The following is a 19,458-nucleotide window of genomic DNA, read 5'->3' on the forward strand; positions in this document are numbered from 1 at the left end:
TTACTTGGCCTCCTTCTCAAGTTCAGCCATTGCCTGGGCAAACTGTTCATCGTTAGGCGCCTTGCCGTGCCAGCCGACCTGACCCTCCATAAACGAAACGCCTTTGCCCTTGATCGTATGAGCAACGATTACGCTTGGCTGACCCTTTGTGGCGCGAGCCTCACCGAAAGCCGCACGCAACTGATCAAAGTTACTGCCATCGGCAACCTCAATAACGTGGAACTTGAATGCTCGGAACTTCTCGCCAATAGGAAGCGGCGAGTTGATCTGTTCAAGTGTCCCGTCAAGCTGAAGTCCATTGTTGTCGATGATAAGTGTCAGATTGTCCAGCTTGTGATTGCCGGCAAACATCGCCGCTTCCCAAACCTGACCCTCTTCAATCTCACCATCACCGAGAAGCGCATACGTGCGGTATGCGTCCCCGAATTTCTTTGCGGCAAGCGCCATCCCGACTGCCGTTGAAACGCCCTGTCCGAGAGATCCGGTGCTCATATCAACACCCGGTGTGTCATTCATGTTGGGGTGACCCTGCAGACGAGTATTCAGATGACGGAACGTCTCCAGCTCTTCCTTGGGAAAAAACCCGCGTTCAGCAAGGACGCCGTACAATGCAGGGGTCACGTGACCCTTTGAAAGCACAAAGCGATCCCGCCCGACCTTACAAGGCTCCGATGGATCCACGTTCATTTCTTCAAAATAGAGATAGGTCAGAACGTCAGCTGCGGAAAGCGAGCCGCCCGGATGACCTGACTTTGCAGCATGCGTTGCAACAAGGATATCCTTGCGAACTTCACGGGCAACATGTTCCAGTTCTTTATTGGTCATGATACCTCCGTATTCAAACGCACTATGCGTTGAACTTCTCGCTGAGCTTGCCCTTCAGCTCTTCCTTATCAAGGATGTTGTCGAGAACGACTTTTTCCTCATCGGGAATGCTTGCAATAAAATCGCCGAGATCGCGGCCAACAATAAATAAATCGGCAGCTCCGGGCATGACGTCAGAGACAGTCGAATGCTCAACCTCAACGCCATCAACGCCAAGCTCTCTCAGAACGTCCTGAACGTTCATCTCGACCATAAGACTTGAGCCGAGGCCACTGCCGCAGCAGCAAAGAATTTTTTGAATCGCCATTGTATCCCCTTTGTTAGAAACGAAAAACGATACTTGCCTAAACCTACTCAGGGTTGAAAGCGTTCGAACCGAAACTCTCTCAAACCTAGAAACTTGCTCAGGCCTGGCAGGCTTGAAACCCTACCAGGCCTAAGACACAGCTATTTTGTAGCCTTCTCGGATGCCTCGCGCTTAGGAGCGACAAGGTTGAAGATGATTGGAAGAAGGAAACACACAACGCAAATACCCGTCAAGACAACACCCTGAACGTTAAGAGCAACGTTTCCAAAGATGAGCGCCATGACCGAGAAGTCGGCGTCGGAGAACGTCGCAGAAGTAAAGCCCATGCTGGTAAAGACCGGCATACAAAACGCCGGAAGGAAGGTAATGAGCAGGCCGTGTGCAAACGCGCCGGCGATGCAACCTTTCATGCCTCCTTCAGCATTACCAAAGACGCCAGCCGTCGCGCCGCAGAAGAAGTGAGGCACGACACCCGGAAGAATAAGAGCAATGGGAACAAGACTGGCATTAATGACCCCAAGCAAAATCAAGCCAAGAATTCCTCCGACAAAGGAAGACAAAAAGCCGATAATAACGGCGTTGGGAGCATAGGTGAACGCGATAGGACAATCGAGCGCCGGCTTTGCACCGGGAACAAGCTTCTCAGCAATGCCCTTAAACGCAGGAACAATTTCGCCAATGATGAGACGGACGCCAGAGAGAATGATATAAACGCCACCTGCAAAGGAAAGTCCCCGCAGAAATGCCCAGACTACCCAGTTTGTAGTAGTTTCTGTACCGACGTTAAGCAAGTCGCCAAGGTGTTGGAAGCCGGCATAGGCGGGGTCAGAAGCAAAGTCAGCAGCGGAAATACCAGCAGGAACAACGCTTAAAAGACCACGGCCCACAGCAACACCAGTAATGACAAGAAACATGATGATCATGGTAAGACCGATGGAAACCGTGTTATCACGCAAGAAAATAAGACGCTTGGAGAACTTGAGATTTTCGGTGCTATTCTCTTTATCGGAAGCAAAGAGCTTTCCAACCATTCCGGCAAGCCAATAGCCAACGCCGCCAAAGTGTCCAAGAGCAACGGAATCGCTGCCGGTTACCTTACGCATGGTCGGCTGGCAATACGCTGGGGAGAGCACCATAATGAGGCCTAAAAGGCAAGCTCCGGCAATATAGAGCATCCAGCCGGACAGACCACCGATATGCAAAATGATAGCGAGCATAGCTGCCATATAGAGCGTATGATGACCGGTCAGGAAGATGTAATGCATGCGGGAAAAGCGCGCGAGGACGATGTTGAGAACCATGCCAAGACACATAATGATTGCGGTAGCCTGTCCAAAGTCCTGAAGCGCCATTGAGACAACGGCCTCATTGTTGGGAACAACGCCCTGCATGTTAAAGGCATAATTAAAAATTTCACCAAACGCAAGAAGTGAACCGGACTGAAGGAAACTTGCTCCAGCAGAAAGAACCAAGAAACCAACTATGGTCTTCAAGGTACCCTTTACGAGTTCCTCAATTGGTTTCTTTTGAAGCACCAGGCCGAGAAGAGCCACAAGACCAACAAGAATCGCAGGCGTTGACAGCACATTAACGACAAAATCTATAACTGGCATACTACGTACTCCTTCCAAGTATCTAATCGAACTAAAAATCTATTGCAAAAGGCCCACACAACCTCTATGCACAGAACTACAGCTCACAAAGCGAGAGCTTATTCACATTGCTCATGCTTCGGACACCATGAGCTGATATGCCTCATGCTCATTTTTCGCTTGAGCAAGAGCTTCGATATTTTTAGGATCTGATAGCAATGTGGCAAGCTCACGCATCACTTGTATATGAGAGTTCGAATCTTCAGCGGCAAGCGTCAGCAGTACGCTCGTAGGCGCCTGACCCTCTTTGAATACGGTGCCGGTGCGTAAAATGGTAAGAGCAAGCTGTTTTTTAATAACACCCTGTTCGGGACGGGCATGAAGTAATGCAAGATTTGGAACGAGAACAAAATACGGCCCGAGCTCATGAGCATTGGCGATGATACCGTCAATATAGCGTTCCTCAACATATCCCCCTTTTACCAAAGGGGTAACTGCAATACGAACAGCGTCTTCCCAGTCTTTTGCTGCATCAACGACCTGGACATTTTCCAATTTGAGCATATCCTTAATCTGGCTCATAGCACTTCTTTCACGTTGACTTGAAAGTACGTACGGGTTCATTCTATAGTTTTTTTATTAAAGCGTTAACAATTTATACAAAAAAGAAGCAAGCCGACCAAGAAGCGCATCAGGGTCGGCTTTATTACTTTGCTTAACCGTTTAGAACTCGAAAGCAGAGTTGATAAAGAACCACTGGCAGTCGCCTCTATCCTCTATCATCCCAGCACGGGAGCCATAAGACCGTACAGCGCATCAGCATCATTGCAAGCGGCAATCTTCTCAAGAAGCTCGGCATCCTGAATGACTCCGATAAGTTTCTGAAGCATCTCAAGCTGACCATGAGGCTCGGTAAGAGCAAGCATAAAAAGAACTTTTGGATGTAAGATGGTTTCAGGATCCCCCATCATGTGAAATGCAACAGGATCTTTTAACGTTGCAATACCAACGCCAGGCTTAATCACATGTTCACTATCACAATGCGGGATGGCAATATCAAAAGCAGGAGCGGGAAGCCCTGTCGCAAATACGCGTTCACGATCAACAATGGCCTCGGGATACGTATCTTTCGCATAGCCACTATCCACAAAACCCTGAGCGACAATGCGCAGGGCTTCCTCAGAATCAGCGACTTCAACAGCAAGACGAATAAGTTCTTTCTTCAGAATCATCATGTTTCCTTTCATATGCGAAATCCTACAGAAATCCCACGCTCAGTCAATCATGATTTCTAGTTTCTCGTTTCCACACTTCCAAACTTGTATATAATTACATGTACAAGTTGTAGCAGTTTTTGTAAGAAATGTCACGAGGTTGTCGGCAAATTATCAACGTACGGCCGGCCCCGTAGGACATATCTACATCATAACTGCATCAGATGCCTCTAGAAAAGGAGTTCATCATGCTGGTAAATCTTCGCGACATCTGCGCTATCGCCGAACAAAATAACATGGCAATTCCCTCCTTCAATGTGCCGAGTATAGAAGCGCTGCGTGCCGCACTTGACGCTGCCGAGAAAACCGGCTATCCCGTCATCATTGCCCATGCAGAAGGTCATGAGCCCTTTGCTCCTCTCGATAAGATTGGCCCTGCAATGGTCGCCCTTGCGGAGCGCTCCAGCGCCTTGGTCTGCGTACATCTCGATCATGGAGAGAATCTCTCTTACCTGCGCCGAGCTCTTGAAATGGGCTTCAACGGCGTGATGTACGACGGCTCTTATCAACCCTACGGAGAAAACGTAGCGAACTCCCAGCGAGCCGCCGACATGTGCGCAAGCTTCGATGCCGGTCTTGAATGTGAGCTCGGCTCAATGGGGGCTCGTGAATTTGGCGAACGTGAGGAAGGCGCAACGGCGGAAGAATCCGGTGCGATTTATACCAATCCTGATCAAGCGCTCGATTTCATCCAGTCGACCGGTCTCGATATTCTCGCCTGTTCGTTCGGAACGGTTCACGGCATTTACAAAGGCGAGCCGCACCTGAACTTTGACGTGCTCCATAAAATCAGGAAGCTCTCTCAGACTCCGCTTGTCATGCACGGCGGCTCCGGCGTTTCCGACGCTGACTACGCCAAGGCCATCAATGCTGGTATCCGCAAAATCAACTACTACACCTATGGCGTGAAATATGCCGGTGAGGCCGTAGAGAAGCTTATTGGCGAGAAGAACGGTGAAACTGTCTATTGGCACGACATGACCACAACCGCCTACGAGCGTATGCTTGCAGACTTCACCCATGTCATTCAGGTGTTTGCAAACGGAGCTAATCCGGTAGCATAACGTAAACAGGATAGAAGCAAACCCCGATTTCAAACGCCAAATTGAAATCGGGGTTTCTTGTACGCGCAAATTAGTCACGCCGCGCCTGCGCTTTGAGGCTATCAGGGTTCACTTTCAGTTCTAACTCACATATGCGCTTGAACAGTTCTTCTCCATCACTGAACCAACGTCCTCTAATCCAATACCTGCCTCGTAAGAAAGTATCGTTATCCATTCGAACATACATGCGCAAGTCCGCTGGATATTCTCGAACCCGCATAGCATGTACATCTGCCAACTGATAGGTAGTCGTGGCGCCGTAACACGAAAAACTAATTGATTCATTTGTAAGTGTCACGCCGCTCGGATAGGACTTAGAGACAAATGTTTTGATAGCTCCATAGAAAGACACAACACAAACTACAACCATCAAGCCCGCTGGCCAATTCTGAGTCACCATAAGAACAATGCTCATAACGGCGAGAACGATGCAAATAATCCCCTGTACAGTAACTTCCCACGTAAAATGACCGGGGTCATACAGGTACGTCTTGCTATTCTCACGATTACCATCAGTATCTTCTGCAAGCTGATTGGCAGCGTTTTTTGCAGCCTTCGTAGCAGGGCTATCTATGACTTCTCTTTTGCTGGCCATAAGCCTCCCAGTAGATAATGGGCTCCGCATATCACACTACGCAGAGCCCATTTGTCTTAACTTCAAATACAGCCCAAACGGCCCAAAATCCTATGCTGTTTTCGCATCGGATGTTTCGTGAAGCTCAGCGGCTTGCTTGAGAATCCTACTACGGTTCCAAATCGCTAAAGCGACTACGCCTGCCGCAAGAATAATCATACCTGCAAATGCGCCAAAAGTACCAAGACGAACAATAAGCCAGCTAAGCGGGTTCGCGCCATCGCAAATTGATGAAATTGCCGCGGCGCCATTCATATCAAAGCTGACATTTGCCGCAGCAGTTGTAATGAGAGGTGAAAGATCAGTCGCAATGTAAAAACCAACAGCCAAAACAACAATACCAACAATGAGACCCCTGAAGCCATTCTCATGAACGATTGGGGTGACAAGAACCAGCATATAGGGGATGCAGGCAAGGTCGGCGAGTGGCACGACCTTATTGCCGGGAAGAATGACGGCCAGAAAAACAGCGACCGGCACCAAAATAAGAGCGAGCGTCAGCGTCACAGGATGGCCCGTGCCAACTGCTGAGTCAAGGCCAATATAAATTCTGCCGCGATGTGAAAAATGCTTTTGTATGAAGGCTGAAGCGGCGTCAGAAATAGGGAGAAGGCCTTCCATTAACAGAGCCGCCATTCGCGGAATCAGCACCATAACAGCGCCCATGGAAACTGCAATCGCTAAAAACCCGGGAGTAGTTGTCCCGTCGACGCCCTTTTGAGGAAGAAAACCATAGCCGGCAAGGATGCCTATGATCAAGCCAATAATTGATCCGAGAAGAACCGGATCACCAAAAACGCCGAACTTTTTCTGCAGGCCGCGGATATCAATATTGATATCTTTGACTCCGGGGATTTTATCCAAAATCCAATCAACGGCAAACGCAATAGGAACATAAGCTCCAGAGAACCCGTGAGGAATAGAAACTCCCGGAAGACCAAGTGACTTCTCTACGAGCGGAGCAGTCACATCACCAATAATCAAAACAATGACTTCATTGATGATTGCAGCGCAAATACCCAACATGACGTTATTAGTAACAATAGCGACAAGAGCGCCGGTAAAAGCAAAGTGCCAGTAGTTCCATATATCCACGTCCGCAGTTTGAGTGGTATTGGTCAAAAGCATGACGATATTAACCACAAGCCCAAGCGGGATAATGATTGTTCCTACAATTGATCCCATAGCAATTGCAGAGGCTGCTGGCCAACCAACATCCAAGACAGAAAGCCCTAAACCAAAACGTGTAACCATCGCCGTTACAGCGCCGGCAAGGTCAGTACCCATAAGTTGGTTAATTACCAGGTTGAGGCCGATAAAGCCAATACCTACGGTAAGACCAGCTTTAAGACTTTTTCCAAAGCCCGCTCCAAATAAAACACCAATAATTGTCAGCACAATAGGCATGACAACCGAAACTCCAAGGCTTGAAAGACCTCCAAAGAATCCAACAATGAAATCCATGAGGTATGCTCCTTTCGTAGGAATAGCCGAGAAAAACTTCCATGTACTTTCTTCAAAACTAGTACCACGCGAAAAAGTACCGTCTTAAGAATGTGCTGTTGACTTACTCTTTCATGAAATCAATGATTTGCTGTTCGACTGCCGCCTTACCCATTCCCGTCAAAAAGGCGATGCCTGAAATGAAGGGGCACTCAATTCCATCAGGCTTAGCGGTAGTCGCGATAACTAGATCAGCGTTTTTTGACTTACCGACAGCCTCTGCGATAGAGCACTGTTGTAGGTGATATTGACCATTGAAACCATTCGAGTCTAAGAGCTCAGCAATTTTCGCCGCGACAGCAGTAGAGGTTGCGATGCCTGATCCACAAGCAATTACGATTTCTTTCATCATGTTCTCCTTTCGAGCTGTTTAACAGGTATGCCAAGTTAACGCGAGCTGTTATTCTCTCTTCTCACATAGTATTGCAAACCACCTCTGTTTCATAGATTGATTGAGAAAAAGTGGTCCTCTTTTAAAAGAACCACTTGAAAAAAGAATCCACTCTACAAATTTAATCTTACGAAGCAACTCCACCAAACAGGCCGGTAGCACCAAGTAGAATGCCAATTGCCACCAAAATTAAAAGGACAATGGTTGAATTGACATTTCTCTTTTTGAGTAAGTACCAGCTTAAGATAGTAATTGCTAAAGGAACGCCTCCCTTTAGAATTGAGTCGAGAGTTGCCTGCAAATCAATAGCCCCTTCTCCTACCGGAATAGAAAGATAGGAAGTCAGAGACACATATTGATTCGCAAGACAGCCGAGGACAATTGCTCCCATGGTTGAAGCGGTAGCAATGAGTCTTTTCATGGATCCCGAAGCCATCATATTTTCAACGCCTTCTTTACCTTGGTTATAACCGGTAAAGAACATAAAGTGGGATATAGGCACCATAACTGCATACATTAGAACCGCATACAGCAGTGCAGCCATTGGATTACCCGAACTGGCAAGTGGCATACATATTGCCAAGAGTATCGGTGTTAAAGTCCCCTGCCAAAGAGTATCTCCAATGCCTGCAAAAGGCCCCATCAATCCAGTCTTAACTGCAGTAATAGCTTCTGGTGTAACAGCCGAATTATCTGCCATTTCCTCTTCCATCGAAAGGGCAAGACCATTGATAATGCACCCAAAATGAGGTTCAGTATTATAAAATTCCATCTGCCTCTGCATAAATTCAATTTTCTTCTGCTTATCACCGGGATAAAGCTTCTCGGGAATATGCGAAAAAGAAGACAGCAGAGCAGAAGCCATCAAACGCTCATAGTTATAATTACAATTCGACAGGGCAATCCACTTGAACCATGCAAGGGTCGCGTCTTTTTTTGTTAAGTGCTTTCTATTTACCGTAACAGTAGCTTTTGTATCGCCATTTTTAGTCATAACTATCGCTTCCTTTACTCGAAATCGTCATCAGAATCATCGGAAGCAATGTCTGATGTGGCCGGTGAAACAGCTCTACCTGAGGATGAAAGCACAGGAACAACCTTACCTTCCTCTGCCTTCATTTCAAGCTGAACATAAAAGAATGCAATGACAAAGCCAATGATTGCAATAGGCATTGCGCCCAATCCAAGATACGCGCTCAATATGAATCCAAAAATGAACCAAATAAGTGTGCCTGGACGATCTAAAGTACGAAGGTTCATAGCGATACCAAGCGCCGGCAGAACCCCTCCTATAACCTGCAATGTATATAGAGGTCTTCCTTGCATAATATTGATGATATTAGAAACAGCACCAACACCGTAATAACATCCAAGGGTAACAGGAACTACGCAAAGAACAAAACAAAGAATCTGTGGTGGCACTATGTGTAAAAACACAGCTTGTTTCATGTTTCCTCGAGCTGCAGCGGCATCAATCATATGAACGAATGTTACATCAAGGGTCATTCTCACAACATTGATGATTGTTCCGATTAGTGCAATTGGAACAGAAATGGCTACCGCAGATTCAGGATCAAGATTGGCAGCAAGAGCCAAGGCAACACCTAAGGTTCCCGCAAGTCCAGGATCATTTGGTTGCGCACCTCCTGCAAAAATGTATGCAATAAAGGGCATCTGAACGGCCGCGCCTACAATAGCTCCCTGAACTGGATTGCCGAGAATTATCCCCACCAATACACCCGCAACCAAAGGCTTTTGAACAATAGAGATTCCGCCTAGAAGAAGGAACCATGGCGTCCCCACAAAGCCGAAGTAATAAATCACTCCAATCAAAAAAGCCTGTAATAACGTAATTTGCATTGTTCTTCCTCCAATCAACTAGACAATCAGCTTTGCTACATCAACTTTTGAGTCATCCGCGGTAATTTGTATAAACACTTCAGTTCCCTCTGAAATTAACTCCTTAATTGCATTTTTTTCATCCGCAGTAACAGCAATATTTCTCCAAAGAGTCTCACGATCAGAACGAGTACCAATACCACCTATGTTTAAGTGCTTGAAGCTAATTCCCATTTTTTGTAGCTTGAGAATCGTAATTGGCGTCTTAACCAGAATAATAACCCGGTCATCTGGCTTAAAACCTTTTGTAAGACGGTCAGCAGCTTTAGCTATGGTAAAGATGCCAAGCTTTATATTGCCAGGAATGACGCCCTTCAATACAGTTTTCATTAAATCGTTTGCAGCAACTTCATCGTCGATAACCATGAACTTATTCGCATTGGTGGCCTTCGACCAAGAGGTCATCACCTGTCCATGAACCAGTCTGTCGTCCACGCGAGTAAGGACGATACTTTCCATTCCCTTTACGTCCATTCTACGGCCTCCTAAAAATTCTCTTCTTCGCTATTCTCTGAAATCATTTGATAGTGAGTTCGAACATCAATCAGTGAGGTCCTACCTGTTTCTAAAATGTTCCTAGCTAGTTCCTCAATGCTCATTTCATCTCTAGCAAAGACCGCCTGTATTGCTAGAGGCAAATTAATACCAGCAACGGCATAAATATCCTTCGATTCAAGAAGTTGAGCAACTGTATTGCATGGTGTTCCACCGAATAAATCAATAAGAACGAGAACTCCATCGCCCATGTTTACCGAATCAATTGCCACAATCGCTTTATTTTTGAATTCCAGTGGATTATCTCCTGGATAGAGGTCAAGTGTTTCTAATTGAGGAGAATTTCCCGCCAATAACTCTATGGCGCTTCTCATTCCCTTCGAAAAATCAGCATGACCTATTATTACTATGCCAATCACAAGTCAACTCCTCTCTCTTTTTCATCATAATATCTAAAAAGATAGATAGAAATATCTAGTCAACTTATAGATTCCGCAAACGGATAAATTTTACCGTGAACGGTATTACTAGTAAAAACTAGCACTTTTAACAGGAATTAATGAAAGCAGAACTGATTTTTTTCCATTATTAATTGATTAGTATTTTTAATCTAGCTAAGGGTTCGCCTATACTACACTTTTTTATAAAGCAGATACAATTGTATATAAAAAGAAGTACAACTTATAATACCCATTTTGTTTTATATAATCTCAGTCTGTATCAGCTATTACGCTCTCTGCAAAACAGAACTTAGAACATATCGATTCGCGGGAAGCCAGATATTCCCCCATTCAGCAGGGACATTATTCTCTAAATAACATATCTGATCAATATTCAACACAGGAGAGGCTTCATCGCAACATAGTAACGCTCCTCTTTCACTTCCCGCAACACGCGCTCCATGCCATTGCTTAGCAAACCCGATTCTTCTCTTTGATGTTTCTTCGATTGCGCTAAACAAAGTTGCCTTTGTAAAATCATATGTATCGAGTTTCGGACACGTTAGTAAACTCATTTTGCTTTCCATAAGCAACGCTGGTTCATCATTAACCAGACGGAGTCTTCTTAAAAAAAGAGTTGACGATCCAAGAGGTATTTGAAGCTTTTCACTTGTAAGTTCATCTGCTTCTATGATCTCTTTGTTTACGACTTTCGTGACGAAAGATATCCCCTGCATTCTTAAAGATTCAGCAAATGAAAGAAGGTTGCCCCCTGCAGGATGATATAAACTTGGTTCAGTAATAAAAGTTCCCTTCCCGCGAATTTGAACCAGAAGTCCCTCTCCAGCTAAAGCTCTAATACCCTTTTGAACAGTTCCCCTGCTAACTCCAAGTTCCTTTACTAAGCTGTACTCAGATGGAATCTTTGTATTTACGCCCCACTCTTTTGAATATATCTTTTCGCGGATAAAGTCTGACACCTGCATATGTAAAGGTTTGGATTCTTCTTTATAAAGCTGTTGTGTCACCGGTACCTCCGAAAAGACTTTTTCTTACTTATGTAAGGACTCCTCAATACTTATGAAATGATACCCGTAATCCCCCACGCAATAAGAGCTATTCCGCCAATGGTTAATATCATGATTGAAAGGAGATTTCTTAAAATCTGCCCACTGAGCAATGCATTTTTCAAACCAGTAAAATGAGATTCACCCTCAAGCGTATTCGCATTCACGATTCTGATCAAACTCATAACCAAAACAGCAAGAAGTACGACACCAAGAATAACTCTCATGATTCCGAGCTGCTTCTCACCTTGAAGAAATGCTGAAATGTCAAATTTCAATATGACAGGAAATACATAGAGAAGCGTAAAAAGAATCAAAGCAGTTATGACAATGTATACCACACCACGAGATATGTTTTCCCTCGCGCTGTTTTGTACAGACCCATTCTGTGGTTCGAGACTCTGTTTCTGTTTTGCAGCAGTACCAATTCTAACTTGTTTTTTAGTGTTCCTGGACATACCGTTCCCTGTTCGATTGATTTTTCTCGTACAACATATGCCTTCAATGGTTATGATTGTACAAAGAAACGTATTCAACTTAAAGGAGGGAATTCACAGATGAAAATTGCACCTTCCCTAATGAACATGGGCTTGCTCCACGTTAAAGATGATATAAAACAATTAGACCCCTACACTGACTTTTATCATGTCGATATTATCGATTGGCACTATGTTAAGAATATGTGTCTTTCTCCCCAGGTAATCAAGGAAATTAGAAAGGTGACTGACAAGCCTATAGAGGCCCACCTTTATGTGGACAACTTAGAAGAAGACTTGATAGATTATTGCCTGCAATGCGGTGCGGATATTATCACGATGCCCTCAGATATCGTTGGGCGGTCAATACATCGCTTCAGTAAGCTCATACACGTCCGCAAGGCTAAAGTGGGAGTATTTCTTAATCCTTCTCAACCTGTAAGTGAGATACAGCAGTACTCGGATGTGCTTGATCAGCTCATTCTGTTATCTGTCGACCCAGGTTTCACTGGGCAAGATTTTGTGCAGGGAACATTTCAAAAGATTGCCAACGCAAAATCCTATAGGGAGAAATCCTCCTCCGACTATATGATCACTGTTGATGGAGGCTGTAATCAATCGAATTTCAAACGTCTTTTCGATGCGGGAGCTGATGCTTTAGTCCTAGGACGAGGACTCTTCGACAGAAATGCTGATTTAGGAACAGCAATTTCAGAAACGTATAAGGAATTCACCCGTCTTGAAGCCGCTTCTTAAGAGACAAGTAAAAAATGACGGCATTGTCCTGCATAGGCAGATTTGTGACAAATCTGGTATATGTAGAACAGTCGTAGAGTTTTCCCGTATAAACCCAGCCATTAGACCCTGCTACAAAGGACTCTTGATGTTTACCTGCACAATCCTTCCTATGCCTGCATTTTTAAGGACCTGAATCTGATCTTCTGTCGCCCTGTCATCAGTCATAAGAATATCAATGTCAGATGGCAGGCCATACTGGAAACTAGCATCAATGCCAAGCTTACTCGAATCTGCCAGAACTATACGCTTGTCTGAACGAGAAAGCATAAGAGCATTGACCCTCATCTCATTTGAAACGAGGGTAGTAAGCCCGCGCTGCGCAGAAATCCCCGAACAACCCAAGATACATTTTGCCGCTTGAATTTGAGAGATGGATGCAAGCGCAAAGTCTCCGGTAAGAGATTTCTTTGCTGCTCGAACCTCCCCGCCGGTAATAAGAACAGTCATCGATGGAGGGTAATTCATCGATAGTACGCTACCGTTATTTGTAACCACAGTAACATTCTTTGCAGTGATGAAATCGAGAATCCTGATTGCAGTAGAGCTCGTATTAATAAAGATTGTATCTCCGTCAGTAACCAATTGAGCAGCAGCTTTGGCAAGACAATACTTAGCCGTAACTTGATTTGAACTAAGACCGTTAGAGAGTGGATCAAGGAGCTGGGCCATACCATAACTCCTTGTAATCCGTCCCTCAGCCTGAAGCACATCAAGATCTCGGCGAATAGTGAGAGCAGAGACATTAAACCTCTCAGCTATATCACTTACCTGGAGTTGCTGATTTTGCTCCAATAAATCCAGTATCTGATTTCTACGCTCTGCTACAAATGACCTATTTGATGGCATTTGAGTCCTATCCTGTTTTGTAAAACCATTCACATAATCGTTCATATGATAAAGCAAACGGGTCTCAAGGACAGCTTTCGTCAGGATATTTTCCGTTGGCGCCGAAAAAAAGACCGCAGAGCGGATATTTTGACATTTTTCTCTTGCTAATTTCGGGAAAATACTATACTCGGTATTAACAATTCGATTGTTTGAACATTCAAAACATTCATACAATTGACATTTGCACTGGCGCTCTGGGGAAAGCGGCAATGCAAACAGGAATTGAGCTAAATGGGAGGGGGTGGAAACGATGTTGCTTCGAGACATCTACGAAGCGGGTCACTATGCTTTTACAAAAGGTCCTCTAACATGGGAAGATTCCATTCGTGAATGCTGTAAGCCTCTTGAGATCGATGGAACCGTACCTTCTGATTACGCAGACGACATCATTGAATGCATTCACAAGTTCGGACCCTATATCGTTATTGTTCCTCACGTTGCGATGCCGCATTCGACTGCGCGTATTGGTCAAGGGGGAAAGACTGCGATTGGCTTTATGCACTGTGACACGCCGGTAAGCTTTGCCGAGGGGGATGAGGAAAAACAGGTTAAAACCTTCTTCACTTTGAGTGCTGTCGATCAAGACGCTCATCTGAAGAATATGCAAAACCTTGTTGCTGTTCTTATGAATGAGGAGGTTCTTGAACGTCTCAAAAACATCAAATCTCCTGAAGAACTTTTGGAGATCGATGCTTTGCTTTCCGAGTAATAGAACCTGTCGGAGTCACTCTGTAAGGAACTTGGAAAGCACACACAGCAAAGCTTTTTATTGACCCTAGGAAAGGAATCACATGGATATTCTTATGACTTGTTGGAGGTTCTTTGCACAGAACATCCTAACGCAGCCTGCATATTTCATTGGTTTGATCGTAGCCATCGGATATATCTTGCTGAAGAAAAAGTGGTATGACGTCATTGCTGGTTTTGTTAAAGCTGTCATTGGCTATCAGATCCTTCTTGTTGGTTCAGGCGGTCTTGTCTCTTCTTTCCGACCCGTTCTTGTTGGACTGGAGGAGCGTTTTAACCTTTCTGCAATGGTCATTGATCCTTACTTTGGCCAAAACGCTGTTCAGTCAGGTATGGCGGATCCCAATGGACCTGCATTCATCGCCGGCCGTTCATTTTCTTCTGTCATGTTCCTGCTGCTTTTTGCATTCATTCTAAACATCGTTCTTGTCGCATTTAAGAAGCAGACCAAACTGCGCGCAATCTTTACCACCGGCCATGTCCAAGTCCAGCAGGCAGCTACTGCATTCTGGCTCATTCTGTTTTGCTTTCCACAGTTGAATGACACTGCAGTCCTTGCTGTTATGACGCTTCTTCTCGGACTGTATTGGGCGGTTGGCTCAAACCTCTGCATCGGCCCTACCCAAGATCTTACAGACGGAGCCGGTCTGACCATTGCTCACCAGCAGATGTTTGGTGTTTATTGCGCCTCAAAAGCTTCTGAATGGCTTGCTAAACATACGAAAAAAGAGTCTAAGCGTATCGAAGATATCGAACTTCCAGGCTTCCTCAAGATCTTCAATGAGAATCTTGTTGCCACCGCGATCTTAATGACCTTGTTCTTTGGCATCATTCTTCTCATTCTTGGACCTGAATTCCTTTCGGGAGCAAATAAAGCGGGAACAAAGTTCTTCGATCCGTCCAAGCAGAGTTTTGTTTTCTATATCATGACAACCGCCTTCCAATTCGCCGTCTATCTCTCCATTCTTCAGCTTGGAGTCCGTACCTTCGTTACTGAACTTACCAACTCCTTCCAGGGCATTTCCAACAAACTTCTCAAGGGTTCTGTCCCAGGCGTTGACTGTGCAGTTACCTATGGTTTTGGCTCCCCTAATGCCGTTACCCTCGGTTTTCTTATGGGAGCCGCAGGACAATTTCTTGCGATTGCGCTGCTTCTTCTTTTGAAGTCTCCCGTTGTCGTGATTGCCGGCTTCGTACCACTGTTTTTTGACAATGCCACGATTGGCGTTTATGCAAACAACAAAGGTGGTCTTCGCGCTGTTATTATCATGCCGTTTATTTCAGGCTTGCTGCAGGTCTTTGGCTCTGCGCTTATTGCCGGCTGGGTTGGTATGGCGGCATATGGCGGCTACCTCGGCATGTGGGACTGGGCTGTTGTTTGGCCGATCATGACAGGTGTTATGAAGTTCCTGTCGTATGCGGGACTTGTAATTGTTGCAGTTGCACTTATCGCTATTCCACAGCTTCAGTACCGTGCTCACAAAGATACCTATTTCATGGAGGTTGAGGACTACCAGGCATGCAAGGAGATTCGTGCAAAGCAAGCTGCTGAAAAAGAGGCTTCTCGTAAATAGGCAGCAATTCTCTCCAAAACGATAGGGATATATCTTCCTGAGTAGGCAACACAAGGTAACAAGGCAAGCTATCTGTCACGTAAGGAAAACAGTTAAAAGGAGTTTTCAATGAATGCCAAAATTCTCGTCGCATGTGCAAATGGCGCAGGCACTTCTCTCATGATGAAGATGACAGCTGAACGTGTCACATCTAAGCTTGGTATGCACGTAGATACCATCCATCACTGCGCACTCTCCGAGGGTGTCAGCTCTGCTCGTCAATATGACATCGTCTTTGCTCCTCTGAACTTTGTAAACATGTATGAGGATGCAGAAAAGGCGGGTGTTACCGTTATCGGTCTTCGCAATGTTCTTTCAGACGCAGAAATGGAAGAAAAGCTCGTTGAGTGCGGAGCGGCCGAAAAGTTTTCTGCCTAAGTGACCACGGATATTCTATGCACGGCGAGGCTGGACGCCGGCAGGTATCTAGCCCCGCGTGTTTTAGAAGGGACAGAGTTCTGATTATGAAATACACAAAGCAAGTTATTGCCCAAATGCCTAAGTGCTACGCAGTAGGTATGTTCGACGGCAGTGACGCCTCAAGTTTTCTTGCTGCAGTTGAAAAAGAAGGACCTATCCGTCGTTTTGCTCTGGATGGCACTCCCATGGAAACCGTCGCAAAAGGACCCGGTGGGGTAATGACGATTGCACAGGTTCCAAGGCGTAACGACCAGTTTCTTGCAACTCGAAAATTCTTCTCACCGAATTTTGGAGGAGCAGATGCCGCCATTGCTTCATACACTCATGAGGCGCATGACGCTTGGACGGAGCGTACGCTCTGTGACCTTCCTTACGTCCATCGTTTTGGCTTGCTTGAGGGGACTGACGGAACGCTTTGGCTCCTTGCCTGTACTATCAAGGGAACTGCTGAAACCGGTGTCAAGGATGACTGGCGTGTTCCTGGTGCTGTATGGGCAGCTCCTCTTAATGGTCAGCTCGAACAATACGACGATAAAAACCAGCTGGAACTTACGTGTATTGCAAGCTGTCAAGTCCAGAACCATGGTTTTTGGACCGCTCCCGATAAATCATTCGCCCTTATATCAACGGCTGCCGGCGTATTTCGTTATGTACCGCCAGCTTCTCCAGAAGGTGAGTGGGATATCACATGCCTTATCATTCAACCGACAAGCGATATTGTTGTCGCCGATCTTGATGGAGATGGTGCAAATGAAATTCTTACCTTCTCTAAATTCCATGGAGATACACTTTCCATTTGGCATGAAACTGAGATAAAAGATCGCTACGAGCTCGTTTGGACAGACCCGTCAAAGCGTGAATTCCTTCATGCACTATGGGCCGGGGATATAGCAGGTAAGAGAGTTGCCATAATTGGCCATCGAAAAGAAGCTCGAGATCTTCTTTTGGTTCACTATACCGACGGTACGTATCACGTTGATGTTATCGACCATGATCTCGGACCTGCAAATGTATGGGCTTATAACGACGGCACTAACGACCGGATCATTGCTGCTTATCGTGAAACTGATCAGCTTGCACTGTACACGGTCAAAGCATAGTTTCTATCACACCAAGAAAGGAGCGGTCATGGCAAACCTTAAAGAGGTCACCCGCGAAAATTGGATCATGAATACGTTTCCCGAATGGGGAACATGGCTCAACGAGGAAATCGAGAACGCCGTTGTTGCGCCCAACCAAGTTGAAATGTGGTGGCTTGGCTGTGTCGGGATCTGGTTCAAGACCCCCGGCGGTGCAGATATTGCCGTCGATTTTTGGGCAGGTAACGGAAAGCGCACGCATGGCAATGGTCTTATGAAGGTTGGTCACCAGATGGCTAATATGGCCGGTGTCCGTAATATGCAGCCAAACCTTCGTAATGTCCCATTTGTGATCGATCCGTTTGCGATCAAACATCTTGATGCTGTTGTCGTCACCCACATTCATCAAGATCATATGTCCAAAGAACTTGCAGCCCAGGTCATCAACAACAATATGACGACCACAAATGAAAACGGCAAGGAAATTCCAGTTCCCTTCATTGGACCCGAAAAAGCTGTTGACATTTGGGTCGATTGGGGAGTTCCCCGCGAGCAATGCATCGTCGTTAAGCCCGGTGATAAGGTCAAGATCAAAGACATTGAGATAGTTGCCTACGATTCATTTGACCGCACTATCATCGTTACTACTACTGACACGACTGAGAATCGTCCGGATCTTTGGGGGAAATGTCCTATGGACATGGACGAAAAAGCCGTTAATTACCTCTTTGTAACGCCTGGCGGCAATATTTACCATTCCGGCGACTCTCACTATTCCATCTACTTTGCCAAGCACGGTAAGGATATTGCTAAGAAATATGGCGGCGTTGACGTATGTTTCGGAGCCTATGGCTGCAACCCCATAGGGATCCAAGACAAGATGGAAGCAACTGATATGCTCCGCATGGCTGAAGCATTACAGGCAAAAGTCGTTGTTCCGATTCATCACGACGTTTGGACCAACTTCCAAGCCGACGTTCAGGAGATCAGAGTTCTTTGGGATATGCGCAAGGATCGTCTTGACTACAAATTCCATCCGTTCTTCTGGGAAGTTGGCGGTCATTACACATACCCCCAAGATAAAGATCGTCTTGCCTATCATCACGATCGTGGTTTTCATGATTGCTTCGAACATGAACCAAATGTCCCATTCCGTAGTGTCCTTTAAGGAGGCTTCATACGTATGATGCTGAAAGAGCTTCGCGAAGAAGTATATAAAGCCAACATGGATCTGACCAAACACGATCTTGTTGTGTTTACATGGGGCAATGCTTCTGGTCTTGATCGTGAACGCGGCCTTTTTGTCATCAAGCCATCCGGGGTCGAGTATTCTGAACTCAGTCCGGAAAATCTGGTTATCTGTGATCTTAAAGGCAAGGTTATTGAAGGTGATCTGAATCCTTCATCCGACACGGAGACTCATGCCTGCTTATACCGTAAATGGGGCGAGAAGATCGGCGGCATTGTGCATACTCACTCTACACATGCAGTTTCTTGGGCTCAGGCAGGCCGCTCAATTCCTTGTTACGGCACGACACACGCAGACTACTTCTATGGAGATATTCCATGCGTTCGCAGTTTAACAAAGAAGGAAGTCGACGGTGCCTATGAACTTGAAACAGGCAACGTCATTATTGAAGATTTTGCAGATCTTGACCCCGTTGCCGTTCCCGGCACACTTGTACGCAATCATGGACCTTTTGCCTGGGGTAAGAACGCCGCAGCAGCTGTCTATCATGCAGTGGTTATTGAAGAAGTTGCCAAGATGGCCACTTTGACAGAATTGAATAATCCAAAGGTCATGGAAGCTCCGAAGTACCTGCAAGATCGTCATTATCTTCGTAAACACGGTCCAAACGCATACTACGGACAAGGTAAACATTAGCCACATTGAGCATCGTGAGCGG

23 protein-coding genes are annotated in these 19,458 nt (G+C 45.7%); 8 read left to right on the top strand and 15 right to left on the bottom strand.

The features are described from left to right. From HMPREF1527_RS04445 to HMPREF1527_RS04465, 5 genes are all read right to left on the bottom strand, one after another. Entirely contained in the window at window positions 1-825 is an 825-nt protein-coding gene (locus tag HMPREF1527_RS04445; protein ID WP_016477508.1) for a transketolase, read from the bottom strand. A gap of 22 nt (window positions 826-847) precedes the next feature. Beyond that, window positions 848-1,132, bottom strand: a complete 285-nt coding sequence (locus HMPREF1527_RS04450) for a PTS sugar transporter subunit IIB (protein ID WP_016477509.1) — start codon at window positions 1,130-1,132, stop codon at window positions 848-850. Window positions 1,133-1,272: 140 nt separating this feature from the next. Next, window positions 1,273-2,745, bottom strand: coding sequence for a PTS ascorbate transporter subunit IIC (locus HMPREF1527_RS04455; protein ID WP_016477510.1), 1,473 nt, complete (start codon window positions 2,743-2,745; stop codon window positions 1,273-1,275). 111 nt (window positions 2,746-2,856) lie between these two features. Next, window positions 2,857-3,306: a PTS sugar transporter subunit IIA gene (locus HMPREF1527_RS04460; protein ID WP_016477511.1), complete on the bottom strand. Its 450-nt coding sequence runs from the start codon at window positions 3,304-3,306 to the stop codon at window positions 2,857-2,859. A 197-nt stretch (window positions 3,307-3,503) separates the two neighbouring features. Further along, a complete protein-coding gene (locus HMPREF1527_RS04465) occupies window positions 3,504-3,956 on the bottom strand; it encodes a PTS sugar transporter subunit IIA (protein ID WP_035433695.1) in 453 nt (150 codons plus the stop codon). Window positions 3,957-4,186: 230 nt separating this feature from the next. Between HMPREF1527_RS04465 and HMPREF1527_RS04470 the strand changes: the two genes are divergently transcribed. Then, window positions 4,187-5,062 (top strand): class II fructose-bisphosphate aldolase, encoded by an 876-nt coding sequence (locus tag HMPREF1527_RS04470; protein WP_016477513.1) that lies wholly within the window; start codon window positions 4,187-4,189, stop codon window positions 5,060-5,062. A 70-nt stretch (window positions 5,063-5,132) separates the two neighbouring features. Here the strand turns inward: HMPREF1527_RS04470 and HMPREF1527_RS04475 are convergent, their stop codons facing one another. The 9 genes from HMPREF1527_RS04475 to HMPREF1527_RS04515 all read right to left on the bottom strand — a co-directional run bounded on the left by HMPREF1527_RS04475 (window position 5,133) and on the right by HMPREF1527_RS04515 (window position 11,988). Further along, on the bottom strand, window positions 5,133-5,696 hold the full coding sequence (locus HMPREF1527_RS04475; protein WP_016477514.1) for a hypothetical protein: 564 nt from the start codon (window positions 5,694-5,696) through the stop codon (window positions 5,133-5,135). Between the two features lie 90 nt (window positions 5,697-5,786). Continuing rightward, window positions 5,787-7,199, bottom strand: a complete 1,413-nt coding sequence (locus HMPREF1527_RS04480) for a PTS galactitol transporter subunit IIC (RefSeq protein ID WP_016477515.1) — start codon at window positions 7,197-7,199, stop codon at window positions 5,787-5,789. Between the two features lie 103 nt (window positions 7,200-7,302). After that, complete coding sequence (locus tag HMPREF1527_RS04485; RefSeq protein ID WP_016477516.1) at window positions 7,303-7,587, bottom strand: PTS sugar transporter subunit IIB; 285 nt, start codon at window positions 7,585-7,587, stop codon at window positions 7,303-7,305. Between the two features lie 169 nt (window positions 7,588-7,756). Beyond that, window positions 7,757-8,623, bottom strand: a complete 867-nt coding sequence (locus HMPREF1527_RS04490; protein ID WP_016477517.1) for a PTS system mannose/fructose/sorbose family transporter subunit IID — start codon at window positions 8,621-8,623, stop codon at window positions 7,757-7,759. A gap of 14 nt (window positions 8,624-8,637) precedes the next feature. After that, complete coding sequence (locus HMPREF1527_RS04495) at window positions 8,638-9,489, bottom strand: PTS sugar transporter subunit IIC (RefSeq protein ID WP_016477518.1); 852 nt, start codon at window positions 9,487-9,489, stop codon at window positions 8,638-8,640. 18 nt (window positions 9,490-9,507) lie between these two features. Then, entirely contained in the window at window positions 9,508-10,002 is a 495-nt protein-coding gene (locus tag HMPREF1527_RS04500; protein ID WP_016477519.1) for a PTS sugar transporter subunit IIB, read from the bottom strand. 11 nt (window positions 10,003-10,013) lie between these two features. Then, window positions 10,014-10,442 carry a PTS sugar transporter subunit IIA gene (locus HMPREF1527_RS04505; RefSeq protein WP_016477520.1) on the bottom strand — a complete coding sequence of 143 codons (429 nt, stop codon included), beginning with the start codon at window positions 10,440-10,442 and terminating at the stop codon, window positions 10,014-10,016. A 308-nt stretch (window positions 10,443-10,750) separates the two neighbouring features. Further along, window positions 10,751-11,491, bottom strand: a complete 741-nt coding sequence (locus HMPREF1527_RS04510) for a GntR family transcriptional regulator (RefSeq protein ID WP_016477521.1) — start codon at window positions 11,489-11,491, stop codon at window positions 10,751-10,753. 50 nt (window positions 11,492-11,541) lie between these two features. After that, on the bottom strand, window positions 11,542-11,988 hold the full coding sequence (locus HMPREF1527_RS04515) for a hypothetical protein (RefSeq protein WP_016477522.1): 447 nt from the start codon (window positions 11,986-11,988) through the stop codon (window positions 11,542-11,544). 99 nt (window positions 11,989-12,087) lie between these two features. Between HMPREF1527_RS04515 and HMPREF1527_RS04520 the strand changes: the two genes are divergently transcribed. Continuing rightward, the gene (locus tag HMPREF1527_RS04520; protein ID WP_016477523.1) at window positions 12,088-12,762 is read left to right on the top strand and encodes a ribulose-phosphate 3-epimerase; all 675 of its coding nucleotides are present in this window, start codon (window positions 12,088-12,090) and stop codon (window positions 12,760-12,762) included. Window positions 12,763-12,873: 111 nt separating this feature from the next. Here the strand turns inward: HMPREF1527_RS04520 and HMPREF1527_RS04525 are convergent, their stop codons facing one another. Beyond that, the gene (locus tag HMPREF1527_RS04525; RefSeq protein WP_232209528.1) at window positions 12,874-13,959 is read right to left on the bottom strand and encodes a DeoR/GlpR family DNA-binding transcription regulator; all 1,086 of its coding nucleotides are present in this window, start codon (window positions 13,957-13,959) and stop codon (window positions 12,874-12,876) included. On the opposite strand from HMPREF1527_RS04525, the gene HMPREF1527_RS04530 reads away from it, so the two are divergent. From HMPREF1527_RS04530 to HMPREF1527_RS04555, 6 genes are all read left to right on the top strand, one after another. After that, window positions 13,943-14,401, top strand: a complete 459-nt coding sequence (locus HMPREF1527_RS04530; protein ID WP_016477525.1) for a PTS sugar transporter subunit IIA — start codon at window positions 13,943-13,945, stop codon at window positions 14,399-14,401. The two genes, HMPREF1527_RS04525 and HMPREF1527_RS04530, sit on opposite strands and share 17 nt — an antisense overlap. Before the next feature lie 82 nt (window positions 14,402-14,483). Next, window positions 14,484-16,013 carry a PTS ascorbate transporter subunit IIC gene (locus HMPREF1527_RS04535; RefSeq protein ID WP_016477526.1) on the top strand — a complete coding sequence of 510 codons (1,530 nt, stop codon included), beginning with the start codon at window positions 14,484-14,486 and terminating at the stop codon, window positions 16,011-16,013. A gap of 108 nt (window positions 16,014-16,121) precedes the next feature. Next, entirely contained in the window at window positions 16,122-16,430 is a 309-nt protein-coding gene (locus HMPREF1527_RS04540) for a PTS sugar transporter subunit IIB (protein WP_016477527.1), read from the top strand. 86 nt (window positions 16,431-16,516) lie between these two features. Then, a complete protein-coding gene (locus tag HMPREF1527_RS04545) occupies window positions 16,517-17,572 on the top strand; it encodes a hypothetical protein (RefSeq protein WP_035433697.1) in 1,056 nt (351 codons plus the stop codon). A 28-nt stretch (window positions 17,573-17,600) separates the two neighbouring features. Next, window positions 17,601-18,719 (top strand): L-ascorbate 6-phosphate lactonase, encoded by a 1,119-nt coding sequence (gene ulaG, locus HMPREF1527_RS04550; protein ID WP_016477529.1) that lies wholly within the window; start codon window positions 17,601-17,603, stop codon window positions 18,717-18,719. Between the two features lie 15 nt (window positions 18,720-18,734). After that, window positions 18,735-19,436, top strand: coding sequence for an L-ribulose-5-phosphate 4-epimerase (locus HMPREF1527_RS04555; RefSeq protein ID WP_016477530.1), 702 nt, complete (start codon window positions 18,735-18,737; stop codon window positions 19,434-19,436). Window positions 19,437-19,458 lie beyond the last annotated feature (22 nt).

Source organism: Atopobium sp. oral taxon 199 str. F0494, assembly GCF_000411555.1.
In the GTDB taxonomy this organism is placed as follows: domain Bacteria; phylum Actinomycetota; class Coriobacteriia; order Coriobacteriales; family Atopobiaceae; genus Lancefieldella.

Excerpts from the sequence above, each read along its gene's own strand:
- HMPREF1527_RS04525 (WP_232209528.1), bottom strand. The coding sequence starts at position 13,959 with ATGTCTCGAAGCAACATCGTTTCCACCCCCTCCCATTTAGCTCAATTC.
- HMPREF1527_RS04450 (WP_016477509.1), bottom strand. The coding sequence starts at position 1,132 with ATGGCGATTCAAAAAATTCTTTGCTGCTGCGGCAGTGGCCTCGGCTCA.
- HMPREF1527_RS04485 (WP_016477516.1), bottom strand. The coding sequence starts at position 7,587 with ATGAAAGAAATCGTAATTGCTTGTGGATCAGGCATCGCAACCTCTACT.
- HMPREF1527_RS04455 (WP_016477510.1), bottom strand. The coding sequence starts at position 2,745 with ATGCCAGTTATAGATTTTGTCGTTAATGTGCTGTCAACGCCTGCGATT.
- HMPREF1527_RS04480 (WP_016477515.1), bottom strand. The coding sequence starts at position 7,199 with ATGGATTTCATTGTTGGATTCTTTGGAGGTCTTTCAAGCCTTGGAGTT.
- HMPREF1527_RS04500 (WP_016477519.1), bottom strand. The coding sequence starts at position 10,002 with ATGGACGTAAAGGGAATGGAAAGTATCGTCCTTACTCGCGTGGACGAC.
- HMPREF1527_RS04515 (WP_016477522.1), bottom strand. The coding sequence starts at position 11,988 with ATGTCCAGGAACACTAAAAAACAAGTTAGAATTGGTACTGCTGCAAAA.
- HMPREF1527_RS04555 (WP_016477530.1), top strand. The coding sequence starts at position 18,735 with ATGATGCTGAAAGAGCTTCGCGAAGAAGTATATAAAGCCAACATGGAT.
- HMPREF1527_RS04445 (WP_016477508.1), bottom strand. The coding sequence starts at position 825 with ATGACCAATAAAGAACTGGAACATGTTGCCCGTGAAGTTCGCAAGGAT.
- HMPREF1527_RS04495 (WP_016477518.1), bottom strand. The coding sequence starts at position 9,489 with ATGCAAATTACGTTATTACAGGCTTTTTTGATTGGAGTGATTTATTAC.
- HMPREF1527_RS04460 (WP_016477511.1), bottom strand. The coding sequence starts at position 3,306 with ATGAGCCAGATTAAGGATATGCTCAAATTGGAAAATGTCCAGGTCGTT.
- HMPREF1527_RS04465 (WP_035433695.1), bottom strand. The coding sequence starts at position 3,956 with ATGATTCTGAAGAAAGAACTTATTCGTCTTGCTGTTGAAGTCGCTGAT.
- HMPREF1527_RS04470 (WP_016477513.1), top strand. The coding sequence starts at position 4,187 with ATGCTGGTAAATCTTCGCGACATCTGCGCTATCGCCGAACAAAATAAC.
- HMPREF1527_RS04545 (WP_035433697.1), top strand. The coding sequence starts at position 16,517 with ATGAAATACACAAAGCAAGTTATTGCCCAAATGCCTAAGTGCTACGCA.
- ulaG (WP_016477529.1), top strand. The coding sequence starts at position 17,601 with ATGGCAAACCTTAAAGAGGTCACCCGCGAAAATTGGATCATGAATACG.
- HMPREF1527_RS04520 (WP_016477523.1), top strand. The coding sequence starts at position 12,088 with ATGAAAATTGCACCTTCCCTAATGAACATGGGCTTGCTCCACGTTAAA.
- HMPREF1527_RS04475 (WP_016477514.1), bottom strand. The coding sequence starts at position 5,696 with ATGGCCAGCAAAAGAGAAGTCATAGATAGCCCTGCTACGAAGGCTGCA.
- HMPREF1527_RS04530 (WP_016477525.1), top strand. The coding sequence starts at position 13,943 with ATGTTGCTTCGAGACATCTACGAAGCGGGTCACTATGCTTTTACAAAA.
- HMPREF1527_RS04535 (WP_016477526.1), top strand. The coding sequence starts at position 14,484 with ATGGATATTCTTATGACTTGTTGGAGGTTCTTTGCACAGAACATCCTA.
- HMPREF1527_RS04490 (WP_016477517.1), bottom strand. The coding sequence starts at position 8,623 with ATGACTAAAAATGGCGATACAAAAGCTACTGTTACGGTAAATAGAAAG.
- HMPREF1527_RS04540 (WP_016477527.1), top strand. The coding sequence starts at position 16,122 with ATGAATGCCAAAATTCTCGTCGCATGTGCAAATGGCGCAGGCACTTCT.